The sequence below is a fragment of the Vibrio sp. R15-SG3-ISO1B genome (assembly GCF_059833835.1).
On the sequence record NZ_JCBDGG010000037.1, the window covers coordinates 38,923 to 54,265 of the forward strand.

At 50.8% G+C, this 15,343-nt stretch carries 9 protein-coding genes; 3 read left to right on the plus strand and 6 right to left on the minus strand.

Annotated elements, in window-relative coordinates:
- Positions 1-38: 38 nt before the first annotated feature.
- The 4 genes from katG to AC6R0S_RS11190 form a co-directional block, all read right to left on the minus strand.
- Positions 39-2,213, minus strand: coding sequence for a catalase/peroxidase HPI (katG, locus tag AC6R0S_RS11175; protein ID WP_500637935.1), 2,175 nt, complete (start codon positions 2,211-2,213; stop codon positions 39-41).
- Positions 2,214-2,522: 309 nt separating this feature from the next.
- On the minus strand, positions 2,523-3,005 hold the full coding sequence (locus AC6R0S_RS11180; RefSeq protein WP_487901182.1) for an outer membrane beta-barrel protein: 483 nt from the start codon (positions 3,003-3,005) through the stop codon (positions 2,523-2,525).
- 147 nt (positions 3,006-3,152) lie between these two features.
- Positions 3,153-7,076 carry an ATP-dependent RNA helicase HrpA gene (hrpA, locus tag AC6R0S_RS11185; RefSeq protein WP_500637936.1) on the minus strand — a complete coding sequence of 1,308 codons (3,924 nt, stop codon included), beginning with the start codon at positions 7,074-7,076 and terminating at the stop codon, positions 3,153-3,155.
- Between the two features lie 124 nt (positions 7,077-7,200).
- Entirely contained in the window at positions 7,201-8,544 is a 1,344-nt protein-coding gene (locus AC6R0S_RS11190) for a MipA/OmpV family protein (protein ID WP_500637937.1), read from the minus strand.
- 116 nt (positions 8,545-8,660) lie between these two features.
- Here AC6R0S_RS11190 and AC6R0S_RS11195 point away from each other — a divergent pair, with 116 nt between their 5' ends.
- The 3 genes from AC6R0S_RS11195 to AC6R0S_RS11205 all read left to right on the plus strand — a co-directional run bounded on the left by AC6R0S_RS11195 (position 8,661) and on the right by AC6R0S_RS11205 (position 11,521).
- Positions 8,661-9,044, plus strand: a complete 384-nt coding sequence (locus AC6R0S_RS11195; protein WP_487901179.1) for a VC1380 family protein — start codon at positions 8,661-8,663, stop codon at positions 9,042-9,044.
- Positions 9,037-10,941, plus strand: coding sequence for a metallophosphoesterase family protein (locus tag AC6R0S_RS11200; RefSeq protein WP_500637938.1), 1,905 nt, complete (start codon positions 9,037-9,039; stop codon positions 10,939-10,941). Before AC6R0S_RS11195 ends, AC6R0S_RS11200 begins: the two co-directional genes overlap by 8 nt.
- 121 nt (positions 10,942-11,062) lie before the next feature.
- Entirely contained in the window at positions 11,063-11,521 is a 459-nt protein-coding gene (locus tag AC6R0S_RS11205) for a tellurite resistance TerB family protein (RefSeq protein ID WP_500637939.1), read from the plus strand.
- Positions 11,522-11,536: 15 nt separating this feature from the next.
- Here AC6R0S_RS11205 and AC6R0S_RS11210 read toward each other — a convergent pair whose 3' ends face one another.
- Together AC6R0S_RS11210 and AC6R0S_RS11215 are read right to left on the minus strand one after the other, a co-directional pair.
- Entirely contained in the window at positions 11,537-12,946 is a 1,410-nt protein-coding gene (locus AC6R0S_RS11210) for a sigma-54-dependent transcriptional regulator (RefSeq protein WP_500637940.1), read from the minus strand.
- Positions 12,943-14,829 carry a sensor histidine kinase gene (locus AC6R0S_RS11215; RefSeq protein WP_500637941.1) on the minus strand — a complete coding sequence of 629 codons (1,887 nt, stop codon included), beginning with the start codon at positions 14,827-14,829 and terminating at the stop codon, positions 12,943-12,945. The genes AC6R0S_RS11210 and AC6R0S_RS11215 overlap by 4 nt, the downstream gene beginning before the upstream one ends.
- Positions 14,830-15,343 lie beyond the last annotated feature (514 nt).

Here is a 15,343-nt window from a genome sequence, read left to right on the forward strand (position 1 = left end):
GAAGAGCGGTTTGTGAAACTTAGACTAGGTAACAAGAGTTACGCTAAATCAAAACGATCCGCGTTCATAACTTTGGTCCACGCCGCGACGAAATCCTTAACCAATTTCTCTTGGTTGTCGTCTTGTGCGTACACCTCAGCGTAAGCGCGCAGGATAGAGTTAGAACCAAAGACTAAGTCAACGCGTGTGGCTGTCCACTTAGTTTCGCCTGTCTTACGGTCATTGATGTGGTACAGGTTGCGACCTTTCGGTTCCCAGCTGTAGGCCATATCCGTTAGATTAACGAAGAAGTCGTTGGTCAGTGCTCCGACACGGTCAGTAAACACACCATGCTCTGTACTAGCGTGGTTGGTGCCAATAACGCGCAGGCCACCAAGCAGTACTGTCATTTCTGGCGCCGTTAGGCCCATCAGCTGAGCACGGTCGAGCAGCATTTCTTCTGGGTTCACCACATAATGTTTCTTCTGCCAGTTACGGAAACCATCCGCTAAAGGCTCCAGCACGTCGAAAGACTCCACATCTGTCATCGCATCGGTCGCATCACCTCGACCCGGTGCAAATGGAACAGGTACATTGAACCCAGCCGCTTTAATCGCTTTTTCAACACCGACATTACCGGCAAGTACGATGGTATCCGCAACACTAGCGCCAAACTGCGCAGCAAGCGGTTCTAGCACAGCCAGTACCTTGGCTAAACGCTCAGGCTCGTTGCCTTCCCAGTTATTTTGTGGAGCAAGACGGATACGCGCACCGTTTGCACCGCCACGGTTATCCGAACCACGGAAGGTACGAGCGCTATCCCAAGCCGTTGTCACCAATTCACTGACGCTCAGGTTGCTTGCTTCGATCGCGGCTTTCAAACCCGCAACATCGTAGTCGGATTTCCCTGCTGGGATTGGGTCTTGCCAAATTAAATCTTCCGCTGGTACATCAGGGCCAAAGTAACGTGCTTTCGGACCAAGATCGCGGTGGGTTAACTTGAACCATGCTCTAGCAAATACTTCATCGAAATAGGCAGGATCTTTGTGGAAACGTTCAGAAATCTTACGGTACTCAGGATCCACTTTCAGCGCCATGTCAGCGTCTGTCATCATTGGATTGTAACGTTTTGATGAGTCTTCCACATCAACCGGCTTATCTTCTTCTGCGATATCCACCGGCTCCCATTGCCACGCACCAGCTGGGCTCTTGGTGAGCTGCCACTCATACTTAAACAGCAAATCAAAGTAGCCGTCGTCCCATTGGGTTGGGTTAGTTGTCCAGGCACCTTCGATACCACTGGTCACTGTGTTGCGACCAATGCCACGCGACTTATGGTTCATCCAGCCCATGCCTTGCTCTTCAAGACCTGCGGCTTCTGGATCTGGACCAAGCTCGCCCGCGTCACCGTTACCGTGCGCCTTACCGACGGTGTGTCCACCTGCCGTCAGTGCCACTGTCTCTTCATCGTTCATCGCCATACGCGCAAACGTCACGCGCATATCTTGAGCGGTTTTGAGTGGATCTGGGTTACCGTCGACCCCTTCTGGGTTAACGTAAATAAGGCCCATCATTACCGCAGCCAATGGGTTTTCAAGATCACGCTCACCGGAGTAACGGCTATTCTCTGAGCCAGATGGCGCTAGCCACTCTTGCTCGCTACCCCAATAGATGTCTTTTTCTGGGTGCCAAATGTCTTCACGACCAAAGGCAAAACCAAAGGTCTTAAAGCCCATTGATTCATACGCCATATTACCGGCAAGAATCATTAAATCCGCCCAGCTGATTTTGTTGCCGTATTTGCGTTTGATTGGCCAAAGTAACCGACGTGCTTTGTCTAGGTTGGCGTTATCTGGCCAAGAGTTGAGTGGTGCAAAGCGCTGGTTACCGGTCGAACCGCCCCCGCGACCGTCCTCGGTACGGTAGCTACCTGCTGAGTGCCACGCCATACGAATCATCAAGCCACCATAGTGTCCCCAGTCTGCAGGCCACCACTCTTGGCTGTTGGTCATCAACGCTTTTAAATCTTGTTTAAGCGCTTCTACGTCGAGTTTTTTGAGCTCTTCTCGATAGTTGAAATCCGCGCCGAGAGGATTCGTTTTGCTGTCATGTTGATGCAAGATGTCTAGGTTCAACGCCTTTGGCCACCACGCGACATTGGATGAACTGGCATCGGTATGGCTACCGTGCATTACCGGGCATTGACCAGCCCCTTGAGTGCTTTGATCTTTCATTGCTTATCCCTTTCTTGCTCTTGTGTATTTGTTCCTAAACCACATCTATGTTGGCAGGGGCACTGAAAACCCTATTTGATCTAAATCAAAAACACAGCCTGACGTTGTGTAGGAATTGCTTGAATTGACACAGGAAGCATAGAAAAGATTTGTCTATTTCACGAGGTTATTTCGCCTATATATTCAATCGTCAAAACCTATGGCTTTAGGTTTAGCCGGCTTACGCGAGGATTACGTTAAGGCTGGATGGGAAGGTATAAAACCCAAAAGCGGCCAATTTGGCCGCTTAAGAAATTTGGTAAACAAAGATTACAGGAAGTTCAATGACGCCGTTAGCGAGAACACACCCATGTCTTCTTTATCCATTTTGTAGTTCTCATATTTGGCACCGACAGTGAGCGGGCCAAAGATTTGGTAGTCTGCACCCACACCAAGCATGATGTCGTAGCCATCATCTTCTAGTGCTGCGTTGCTTGAAGATTGCTCCCAAGAGTGCACGCCAGCTTTACCATACACTTGAAGGGGACCAAGATTGATGCTTGGTTTTGCCGCAAAGTAAACGTTGTCTAGTTTGACCTTTGAAGTACCCGTCTCAAACTCACCAAGATTGTTGTAGCCCGCCTCAAGGCCAATAAAAGGCAAAATACCCGTACCGACATGAACATTGTACGCCGTTGAACTATCTCCTAAGAAATCCGAGTTACCGACTGAAGCGCCGCCGTAAATCCATGAGTCTGCTGACGCGGTCGCTGATGCCCCAATCAAAGCGAGCGCTAGTAGTGTTTTTTTCATAATTAACCTTCTCTCGTTTAAAAAGGTAATGGAGAGTAGCAAGCGGCAATCCATTACCTGTCAATCGTCAAAATACCGTACCGTGATTAAATCTAAGCAAGTATTATGCCTATCTATTCACTGCTTAATCGTACTCGGTAAGTAACCTTAGATATCATCTATCGCATTCTTCACCCGTTTGTCTGACACCGGGTACGGCGTACCCAGTTGCTGGGCAAAGTAACTGACACGCAGCTCCTCTATCATCCAGCGAATCTCTTTAACGGACTCAGGAATGGCCATCCCTTTAGGGATCTTATTGAGCAGCTCCTTGTAATCATTGGTCACCGACTCAATTTTCAGCATATGCAGCCTATCTTTATTCGGGTCGATGGGCAGTTTTTCCATCCGACGTTCAATCGCTTTCATGTAACGCAAGATGTCTGGCAATCGCTTCCAGCCGCATTCCGTCGCAAACCCTTTGAAGATCAACCCCTCGATTTGCGCTTTGATGTCTGATAAGGCGAACGCCATCGTAAAGTCGATTTTGCCTTTGAGCTTTTTGTTGATGCTAAACGCGGTCGTTAATATTGTTTCGACTTGCTTGGCGATATCCACGACTGTGTCACCAAGCTCGCCGCGTACATGCTCTTTCAGCTGCTCAAACTGTTCAGGCTGCCACACCAAGCCGCCCTGCTCTTCAATGAGCTTATCGACGCCACACGCGATGCAGTCATCAATTAAGTCCATCACTTTGCCATACGGGTTAAAGTAGAGACCGAGTTTCGATTTGTTGGGCAGATTGGCGTGCAGATACTTAATCGGCGATGGCACATTGAGTAAAATCAAACGGCGCTGACCCGCTTGCATTGCTTGAATCTGCTCTTGCTCGGTTTCAAATAGCTTGATTTCTACGCTGTCTTTGCCATCAATGATGGCAGGGTAAGCTTTGACATCATACCCACCCCGCTTCTGCTGGTAGACTTTTGGCAGTTCACCAAAACTCCACGTGTGCAGACCTTGCTGTTCGATATCATCATCGGCCACTTTCGATAACGTCTCTTGCACCTGCTCTTTCAGGCTCTCTTTGAGCGCGTGCAAATCGCTGTTCTCTTTCAGTTTACGGTTGCGATGATCAACTGCGCGGAACGTCACTTTCAAATGATCAGGGAGCTGAGCAAGATTCCAATCTTCACGTAACACTTCCACACCCGTCATGCGGCGCAGCTCTTTTTCCAATGCATCGAGCAGTGGCAGCGCCATCGGCGTCACACGGGCAAGAAAGGCATCCGCGTAGTTGGGCGCGGGGACAAAGTTTTTCCGCACCGTTTTGGGCAAGGATTTAATCAGGCTGACAACCAACTCATGGCGCAGGCCAGGAATTTGCCAGTCAAACCCCACGGGTTCCACTTGGTTCAAAATCGGCAGTGGAATGTGCACAGTGACGCCGTCACTATTCTCACCGGGCTCGAACTGATAGCTCAATTTGAGTTTGAGACCATTTTGATACCAGAAATTCGGATAATCGAGCTCAGTCACATGGCTCGCATCACCTTTGAACAGCATCTCTTTCTCGAAATTGAGCAGCTCAGGATTCTCTTTTGCCGCCGCTTTCCACCAAGTATCGAAATGGCGCCCAGAAACGACGTCCGTCCCCACACGCTGATCGTAAAAATCAAACAGCTCATCATCATCGACCAAAATATCTCGTCGACGTGACTTATGCTCGAGCTCTTCCACTTCTTGGAGTAGCTTACGGTTTTGCTTGAAGAAAGCGTGTTTGGTTTCCCACTCTCCCTCAACCAATGCGCTGCGAATGAAGATTTCGCGGCTGACCGCAGCATCAATCGTTCCGTAGTTGACTAAGCGCTTGGGTACAATAGGGATGCCATACAGCATCACTTTTTCATACGCCATGACCGCTGCGCGTTTCTTCGACCAATGAGGCTCACTGTGGCTTCGTTTGATTAGGTGCTTCGCTAGAGGTTCCACCCACTCAGGCTGAATCTTGGCAATAATGCGGCCCCAAAGTTTGGATGTTTCCACCAGCTCGGCAGAGACAATCCACTTAGGTTGCTTTTTGAATAGGCCAGAGGCAGGGAAGATATGAAAACGCGCATTACGTGCCCCTTGGTACTCATTCTTCTCCTGATCTTTCATACCGATATGAGACAATAGCCCCACTAGCAGTGCACTGTGCACCCCTTGGTAACTCGCAGGCTCATCATTGAGTTTTGCATCCATCTCTCGCATTGACTGATGCAGTTGGAAATAGACATCTTGCCACTCACGAATTCGCAAGTAGTTGAGATAGTCCTCTTTACACTGCTTACGGAACTGGTTGCCCGTCAATTTTTTCTGCTGCTTTTGGATGTAATCCCATAGGTTAACGAAGGTCAGAAAGTCCGACTCTTCATGGAAAAAGCGGCGATGTTTATCATCGGACGATTGCTGTTTGTCGCTTGGGCGCTCCCTCGGATCTTGAATGGAGAGCGCAGAGGCAATCACCATCACCTCTTTGAGTGCGCCATACTTCGGCGCTTCCAACACCATACGCGCCAAACGTGGGTCAATCGGCAAACGGGCCAATTGACGCCCAGTCGGAGTAAGACGTTTTTTCGGATCTTTGGCTTTTTCGTTGATCGCCCCAAGTTCTTCGAGCAGACGCACACCGTCTTGGATGTTTCGCTTATCAGGCGCTTCAACAAATGGGAAAGCTTCGATATCACCAAGACCCAGAGCCGTCATCTGCAAAATGACTGACGCTAAGTTGGTGCGCAAGATCTCAGGATCGGTAAACTCTGGGCGAGAGTTAAAATCCTCTTCTGAGTAGAGGCGAATACAGATCCCCTCTTCCACACGTCCACAGCGACCTTTACGCTGATTGGCGCTGGCTTGTGAAATGGGCTCAATCGGTAAGCGCTGAACTTTGGTGCGGTAACTATAACGACTGATGCGCGCCGTACCAGGATCAATCACGTATTTGATTCCCGGTACCGTTAGCGAGGTTTCCGCGACGTTGGTCGCGAGCACAATTCGACGCCCTGCGTGAGGTTGGAAAATTTTGTTCTGCTCACCTGCAGACAATCGCGCGTACAAAGGCACAATTTCGGTACTTTTCAGGTTGCGCTTAGCGAGTGCGTCCGCGGTGTCGCGAATTTCACGCTCACCGTTCATGAAGATCAAAATGTCGCCGAGCCCTTCATCGCACAGCTCATCCACCGCATCAAAAATACCTTCAAGCTGATCACGATCGCTTTCGTCTTCACCGCTCAGTGGGCGATAGCGCGTCTCCACTGGGTAGGTTCTACCAGAAACTTCAATGATCGGAGCCTGGTTGAAGTGCTTTGAAAAACGCTCTGGATCGATGGTCGCCGAGGTAATGATGATTTTCAGATCTGGGCGCTTTGGCAACAGCTCTTTCAGATAGCCGAGGATGAAATCAATGTTCAGACTGCGCTCGTGCGCTTCATCGATAATGATGGTGTCGTATTGATTGAGAAAACGATCGTGTTGAATTTCAGCCAGCAAAATACCGTCTGTCATCAACTTGATCTGGGTGTTGTCAGAAATCTGATCGTTAAAACGCACTTTGTAGCCGACAAACTCACCGAGCGGCGTTTCCATCTCTTCAGCAATACGGTTCGCTACTGAGCGCGCTGCAAGACGACGGGGCTGGGTATGGCCAATCAAGCCATACTGACCACGGCCAAGCTCGGCACAAATTTTAGGCAACTGAGTCGTTTTACCTGAGCCGGTTTCACCGGCCACAATCACGACCTGATGCTCAGCAATCGCCTTCGCGATGTCGTCTTTCTTTTGACTGACCGGCAGCTGCGCTGGGTAGTCGATAGTCGGCGTGTGTTGCCCTCGCAGCTCGGCCTGCATGATAGACTTGGCCATATCGAGTGCGATGTCATCAAACGCGGCATGACGCGCCGCGTCCTTTTTGATTTTACTTGCCCCGCTGATGCGTTTACTGAAACGAAAGCGATCGCGAAGCATACACTGCTCCAGCGCCTTACGTAATTGAGCGGGTGAATTCACTTGCGCGGCTGGCGCGCTCTTTTTATCTGGCTGTGACGAGGTCAAAGCATGTCCTATTTTGTTACTGTCGATAAAACTGCGCGGATTGTATCACAACTGTGTGGCGACGCGCCCGTCGCAAACATGCTGGGCGCGTGACAGGAAAAGGAAGCGCCAATACGCCCACTCATTAGAACTCGTATTGCAGATACACGGTGTTGTAGTTACTGCCACCTTTAATGCGACCATACTGGGAGGCTTTTTCGAAAATGGCGCTGCGATGATGCAGAGAGTAGCCAAACCAGAGACGTTTCAGGTCGGTATTGCCGAGCAATGACCCCACATTGACATCAAATGAGAAATCAAGATAGTTGAGAAGCTTGCTGGGTTCTCTATCTTTACGTTCCATTTCTGTCCCCTCAATATGGGTGATGCTGTCAATGTACGACATCCCCTCCGCGACGCCAAAGCGCCATTGCGTTGGCCAGTTGAACGTGTAGTAGGCTTTGATCGCCGCGACGTATTCGGTTGACGCCGATTGTACGTCCGATGACCAGTGGTGAACGATCCCCGGCGTTAAATAAATATCCAGCGGCAAGCCAAACAACTCATCCGTTAAGGGATGACCATAAAACAGCGACGTCAACTGGTTGTTATCAGGATCTTTTTCCGCATCAAAACGGAAGATTTCACCGATATTCGATGGTGTCGCCCAGCCGTGTGCGACGCGAAGATAACGATGGTTATTCAGCTCAGACTTTGGCGCGCGTGCTTGATCATTAAAAAAGCCAAAGCCGAGAAACAGCTCACCTTGATAGCGGTCTTGAACAATGTTGGCCTGATAGGCATTATCATCAAGGCGCGTTACACTGGTCTCACCCAAAAGATAGAGATTCGAGATCACATGATAACGTGCACTCATTCCCACATTCACATCAACGCCTGCCCCGACCGTCTCGCCACTAAACTCGGACATCGCGTAGTAGTAGCTGTTGAAGTCAGCGTCTTTGTAGCGCACTTTGGCATACGGTGACCATTGCCAATCACCCGACTGATATTCCCCTTTAAACGTCAGGTTGGCGTGAAAGCGAAAATCCGAATCCGCCATTAACTCGGTATTCATTCGCCATTCATCATTGATCTTATATTGTGCTTGTAATCCGGCGTCTAGCGTGTCGGTGATAAGCTGGTTTTGCTTTGAGGCAGGGACGTCGACAAATCGCAAGCGCATCAACGCATTAAGTTGCCATTGTTCGCTGTCGTCACGCCAAAGATGCGCCCCGCCTTCAGTGCCATCGATGTAAAAGGTGTCGCCGCTAAAAAACAGCATAGGAATGAAGGTGTTGACCGATTGATCGCCAGTCGTCGTATCAAATGGGATGGACGCAGTACGCACCATGGCTGCAATGCCCCACTGCTGCTCACTTTGCGTAACCGGTTGAGAGACGTCTGCGTGAGCAGTACTGACGCCGGCTAAAGTGAGCGCTGCGGTGCAGGAAAACGAGCGCCAATGAAGAGATGAGATTGTTGCCATTTTGTATCCAATATTGATTGAACCACACAATTTGTCGCCAATCAGTGTGCTTAGTACTTATGTTTGAGCGCGGTTAGCCGCTAGAATAGCTATATGATCTCTTAAATCGAACCATTGTGAAAGCATCTGAACTAAAGAAACTTCTAAGCGCGTTACCTCAAGGTGACGACCCAGACATCGTCACCGGCGATGAGTGGTTACCCGAGCAACTCCTCGACACTCACGTTGACGGTGATCTGCTGTTTATGCATTTTGATACTGCACCTGATGAATCCTCCGGAGAGGAAGAAGGGCGAGGCTTTGTCGAGCACGAAATTGAGCTCATTCGACAACGCTTAGGCTCGCTACTCAATGAGCCTAGTGATAGCGAAAGCAAAATCGATGCACTGCTGGCTTTGGTCTTGATGGCGCATGAGCAATCCAGTTCAGAAGTGATAGAGCGACTCGAAGGCCCCGAGCTGGCACCCGAGCCATCAACCCCCAAAGAGAGTGATGAGTAAAGAAACGACACTACCTTACCTCATTGCAGGCCCTATCCTGCGCAAAGCGACGCCTGAACACCTAGTGTTTTGGTTGGTCACCTCTGCCCCTTTGCACGGCTCTTTTGAGCTCTACCAGCAAGGGCAACCGCTATTGAAGGATTCACTCAGTCAGTGTTCATCGATTCAGATAGGCGAACACGCGTACGTGACCTTGGCACATTTTCGCGGCCATTTCCCAGCCAACGAAACACTGAGTTACGACTTTGTCACCCCTCACGGTGGCCTGGCTGAACTGGCGCCTTATTTGCTCTATCCCGGTGAGACCCGCTTACACTTTCACCTGTCGACCCAAGCAAACTACGTTGTGCATGGGTCGTGCCGCAACCCACATCACCCCAGCGGTGATGCATTGGTGGCAATGGAAGCGAAAGTCTCTGCCCAATCACCTGAAGAGCGGCCAGATTTGCTGATGATGGCCGGTGACCAAATCTACGCCGATCATGTTGCAGGGCCGACATTAGATGCCATTGATCAAGTTATCGTTCTGCTCGGTCTGAGAGGAGAGATGTTTGAAGGGGCCTGTGTTGACAATGACAAAGCGCTGCGCCGACACACTCATCACCTTTATGGCCGAGAGCACATTTTGCCCACCTACCACCCAGACAAGCGCTGGTGGCACGCCTTTTTTAAGCCCTCTGAGCAGCCTGTTTTCAGCGCCACGGGGGCAGAGAACCACCTGATTGCTTGCGCGGAATTTATCGCGATGTATCTATTGGTGTGGTCGCCCGTCTTATGGCGACATGTGGATCGAGAACGCCTCAACAAGCCTAACACTGAGACGGAACTACCGACCATTCCCGAGCAATGGCAAACCACATTTGAGCACGAAGCCAACGTCATGGAGGCGTTTGTGGTGGGCTTGCCCAAGGTAGCACGGTTGTTGGCTCATATTCCCACTTACATGATTTTCGACGACCACGATGTCACCGATGATTGGAATTTAACCGTCGGCTGGGAATATCAGGTCTATCAGCACCCCTTTTCCAAACGGATTATTGGCAACGCGCTCATCGGCTACTGGTTGTGTCAGGGTTGGGGCAATGAGCCCGACCATTTTGACGCCGAGTTTATCAGTCTAGCGCAGCGCTATTTTGAAGACCGCGCCCCCCAGCATCACGATGCTTTTATCGCGCATTTGCTCAGTTTTGAGCAGTGGCATTACACCATTGACACCTCGCCTAAGGTGGTGGTGCTCGATACCCGTACCCGCCGCTGGCGCTCGGAATCTAGGATGAACAAACCGTCGGGCTTGATGGATTGGGAAGCGTTGATGGAACTGCAACAAGCCTTGCTCCATCAAGAAAAAGTGATCATCGTTTCTCCTGCCCCTATGTTTGGCGTTAAATTTATCGAAACGCTACAACGCATTGTTACCCTATTAGGTAAACCTTTGATGGTGGATGCGGAAAACTGGATGGCGCACCCGGGCAGTGCCAACACCTTACTGAGTATTTTCACTCATACCCAGACGCCGACCAACTTTGTTATTCTCTCTGGCGATGTGCACTACTCTTTCGCTTATGACATAGAGTTGCGCTTTCGTAAAAATAGCCCACACCTTTATCAGTTCACCTGCAGTGGTTTTAAGAGCCAGTTCCCAGAGCCCTTGTTGGCGATCTGCGATCACGCGGACAGACTGCTCTATTCACCGCGCTCGCCACTCAACTGGTTTACCAAACGTAAGCGTTTGAAGGTTCGTAAACGTGATCCTGATAGCCAGAGACTGCGCAGACTGATTAATGCCAGCGCGATTGGCGAGCTCCACCTCGATGAAAAAGGTGCCCCCAAATCGATCGAAATTTTGACGTCTGAAGGCAAGCGCATCGCTTTTCCACCCATAAAGAGTTCCCGTTAGACCCGACTTCATCCACTAGGTGCGATTAGGTGGCGTTAAGTAAGGATTGTGTAAAGAGGCTTGTGATCGCTGTCAATCATCACTATGTATATATCATATCGAATGTATTGAGGTCATAACGATGATGAATGCGCTATCTAAACTCTTTAAGCAATTGGTGGAAGGCAAAGACTTAGGAGAGCAATCAAGCCAAGATCCGCATCTGGCGATCGCCTGTTTGCTGTCCGAAGTGGCCGGTGCCGATCACCAAGTGAGCGCAGAAGAGGCCCAAGCCAAACAGCAATTGCTGTCGCGTCTAGTCGGGGTTGATCACCAACAAGCAACCCACCTCCTCTCCCGAGCAAAAGAGACGACGCAGCACTCTGCCTCGCTGTATGATTTTACTTCCCAACTTCGTTCACTCAGCCAAGAGACGCGTTTTGAGTTGATTCAAGCCATGTGGCAAGTCGCACACGCCGACGGCAACATCGACCCACTTGAAGACGCCGTGATCAGAAAAACCGCTGAACTCTTGTATGTGGATCACAGCGAGTTTATTCGCGCCAAATTATCGGTCATCGAGGACAATGACGGCAAATAACCTAGCGGCTCGTTTTTAATCCACAAAGTCACGGCGCTGGATATCGTATTGCGTCATTTTGTTGTTAAGTGTGCGTCGTGGCAGTTCCAATTCGTCCATCACTGCTTGCACGTTACCTTTATGGCGTTTAAACGCTTGAACAATCACCTGCCGTTCAAAGCTGTGCACGCGATCCGCGAGGTTGTTTGAGCTCGGGCTCGGCGTTAGCGGCTCCGTCCCCAGTACACTGGCCAAATTGACGCCCTGGCCGATACCCAATACATACCGCTCGGCACTGTTTTTCAACTGGCGCACATTGCCGGGCCACTCTTGTTCACACAGTAGCAAACTCTCCTGGTCGCTGAGCGGCTGATAGTCACGTTGGTATTGCATCGCGGCTTTGCGTGCAAAAAATTCGAACAAGAGCGGAATGTCTTCACGGCGATCGGCCAAATCTGGCAAATGCAGTTCCATGACATTGAATCGGTAATAGAGGTCCTCACGAAACTCGCCCCGTTCAGACGCCTGTTTGAGATCGACTTTACTTGCCGCGATCACCCACAAATCCAATGCGATCTCTTGGTTAGAACCGACTCTTTCCACTTTCCTCTCTTGCAACACACGCAGCAGCTTAATTTGAAAACTGATCGGCATACTCTCTATTTCATCAAGAAACAGCGTCCCTTTGTTCGAGTGCTCAATTTTCCCGATGCGCTTAGACTGAGCGCCGGTAAACGCGCCCTTCTCATGGCCAAACAGCTCACTTTCAAACAAATTGTCCGGTATGGCGCCGCAGTTGACCGCCACAAAGGGATGATCACGCCGTGCGCTCACCTCATGTAAACATCGCGCCACCAGCTCTTTACCGGTCCCGGTCGAGCCATTGATCACTGTATCCAGGGGAGTTTGGCCGAGCATTAAGATCTGCTGACGAAGGGCATTCATTACTGGCGACTCGCCAATCATTCTGCTTTCAAGCGTAGGGCGCTGACTGAGTAAGCGCTGCAAGTTCCGGTTTTCCAACACAAGCCGCCGCTTCTCGCCTGCGCGCTGAATTCTGTCAATCAACAAATCTGGCTCTACTGGTTTTTCAATGAAGTCATACACACCACCGCGCATCGCGTCGACCGCCATTTTGACATCCCCATGCGCCGTGACCAACAGCACCGGAATATCACTGTCGATGGTTTGTACTGCCTTGGCAAACGCTAGGCCATCCATTTTTGGCATTCGGATGTCAGACACCACCACACAATGGCTTTGGGCATCAATGGTGGCCAAGGCGCTCTGCGCATCGGCGAAATCTCGCACCCTCAATCCGGCCAGCTGCAACCACTGTTTGGTCGCTCGGCGGATTGCACTTTCATCATCAACCAAGATGACTTCGGGCGGCAAAGAGTGACCAAGCGTCGCCAACTCGTCTAACGGGGGAAAAGGGTGTGTCATGAGGAACTCCTTAATTCTGCTTCAGGCGATTCGGCGCACTGGAGTTTCAACTGAAACTCGCAGCCCTTGTCGGCGGCAATCACCTCCAACTGCCCACCAAACTCTTCGACAATCGTGCGTGAGACGGAAAGCCCTAAGCCCACCCCGTTCCCTGCCGGTTTGGTGGTAAAAAATGGCTCAAACAAACTCGCCAAGTGTTCCGCCGCGATGCCGGCGCCATTGTCGGTCACCGAGAGCAACACCTCGCTGCCCTGCTGCCAAGTGCGAATCTGAATCTTACCGTGCTCTCGATGCCCGTTTGTGTCGTCTTCTTTTGCGGTATTGGCGTCTTCAGCAATCGCATCGGCGGCATTGCGCAGCACATTCACTAACACTTGCTCTAACTTGATCTCCTCCGCGCGTACAAGCAGCGGTGATTCCGGCGGCTGCCAATCGAGTACAATGTGATGTTTGTCTAACCTAGGTTGAACCACCACCAGCGCGTTGCGCACTGACTGCGCGATATCAACGGGCGATAGCGCGCTGACCGACTTGCTGGCAAAGTGTTTCAAGCGTGAGATGATTTTCGTCACGCGGCGAATAAGGTGGTCGATCTCGTCGAGATTCTCTTGGGCCATCTCATAGCCACCGCGCTCAACCAATAATTGAGTACTGGCTAGATAGGTCAACGTGGCTTGCAATGGCTGACTAATTTCGTGCACCAACTCCGCAGACAGTTGACCCAACGCGGCCAATTTTTCTGCCTGAATCAACTCTTCGTTGGTTTGCCGCAAGATGTTTTCCGTACGGATACGCTCTTCGATCTCTCGTTTGAGTTGCGAGTTACTCTGCCTGAGGGCGTTGGTACGCTGCGCCACCCGCCATTCGAGCTGCTGCTGATGGCGAAAGCGGCTCATCAAATAGAGCGCCACCAGCGCTAACACCGTCGTTAGCAAGGCGGAGACGATCATCGCGTTGTATTTGCTTTGGGTAAGGTCTTGCAGATCACTGAGGTAGACCAATCGCCAACCGAGCGCACGAATATCGCGTTGATGGAGAACGTAGCGTGTCGCAACGCCATCCTCGCCGCGAAGATCCAACACTGCTTTTCCTTGTGGTGAGCTAGGCAAAGCCGTATAGCTCAGCGGCTCAATCGGGTGATTGGCGTACTTTTTTGCTTGGCGTAATGCCTCTCGGACTTGGTCAGAAATCGCGCCCAAGGTGCGGTATCGCCAATGCGGCTGACTGGCCAAAAAGATCACACCGTCAGCATCACTGACCCAAACCCCTTCGCCACCTGCGTGCCAACTCGCTTCTAATTGAGACATGTCCACTTTGAGGACAGTGACACCAACAATCTGGTTTTCGACGCGAACAGGACGAGAGAGAAACAGACCCGGTTCACCTGTGGTCACGCCAATGGCAAAAAATCGACCATTGCGGCCCGCCATCGCCTCGGTAAAGTAAGGGCGAAAGTGGTAATCATGACCGACAAAGCTGCCCTCTTGGTTCCAGTTGCTACTGGCAAGGACTTGCCCTGATTTGTCCATTAGATACAGTGCATCCGCACCCGATTCACTTTGCCACTGAGCCAGTTTTTGGTTCACTTCGTCAATCAGCCGCGTTTTCTTTGGCGTTGCCAGCAGCTGCTGCACGTCATCATCTTGCGCGGCAATAAACGGAAGATAGTGAAAGCGTTGATACTCAGCCTCAACGGTAGAGGCGTAGAGGTTCAGCCTCTCTTCACCGACGGTATCAAGCTGCGCAAAATGTCGTGTCTCGATACTCTCGATCCATAACCGAGCCATAACAATAGCCAGTACCGTTGCAATCACCACGATCCAGACCGTGACTTTTCTACTGCTCTCGAGGTGCAGCGCCCACCACGCCGGTTTACTGACCATGATTTCCCTTCTCTGTTGTACGACGACGATTGTGCCTTTCACTGAACTTAAGCAACTCAAAAACCGCGCCAGCCTGTACCCTCTGCCGCTTAGCAACAAGCCTGATGGACGCGCGACGGCGTGAATCTTAATAGGTACACAAATAGCACTCGCTGCCATCGGCCAAATTTGGCGCATCCAATCACTCAGCCCCCACAAGGATGAGCCAAATTTGGCCGATTTTCTTGTTGCTGCGTCTAAATTGCGCCGTTCATCACGCCTAGTCGGCTCGCTCAGCCCTCTCATCACCGGACTCGGCGCAAACAGTTAACATTATCACAACAAGTTGGCAAACCCCTTGCTATACCCAATGGGTCACAACAAAAAACGGAGCGCCATGTTAAGCAGGCTAAACCTGTCGCGCCCACTTCAACCCTACACGACTGGTGACCAGTCAAATCAATACAACAAGGATGAAAGAATGAAAACTCTCAACGCCACGTTAATCACCGCCCTCGCGTTAAGTGGGTTTGTC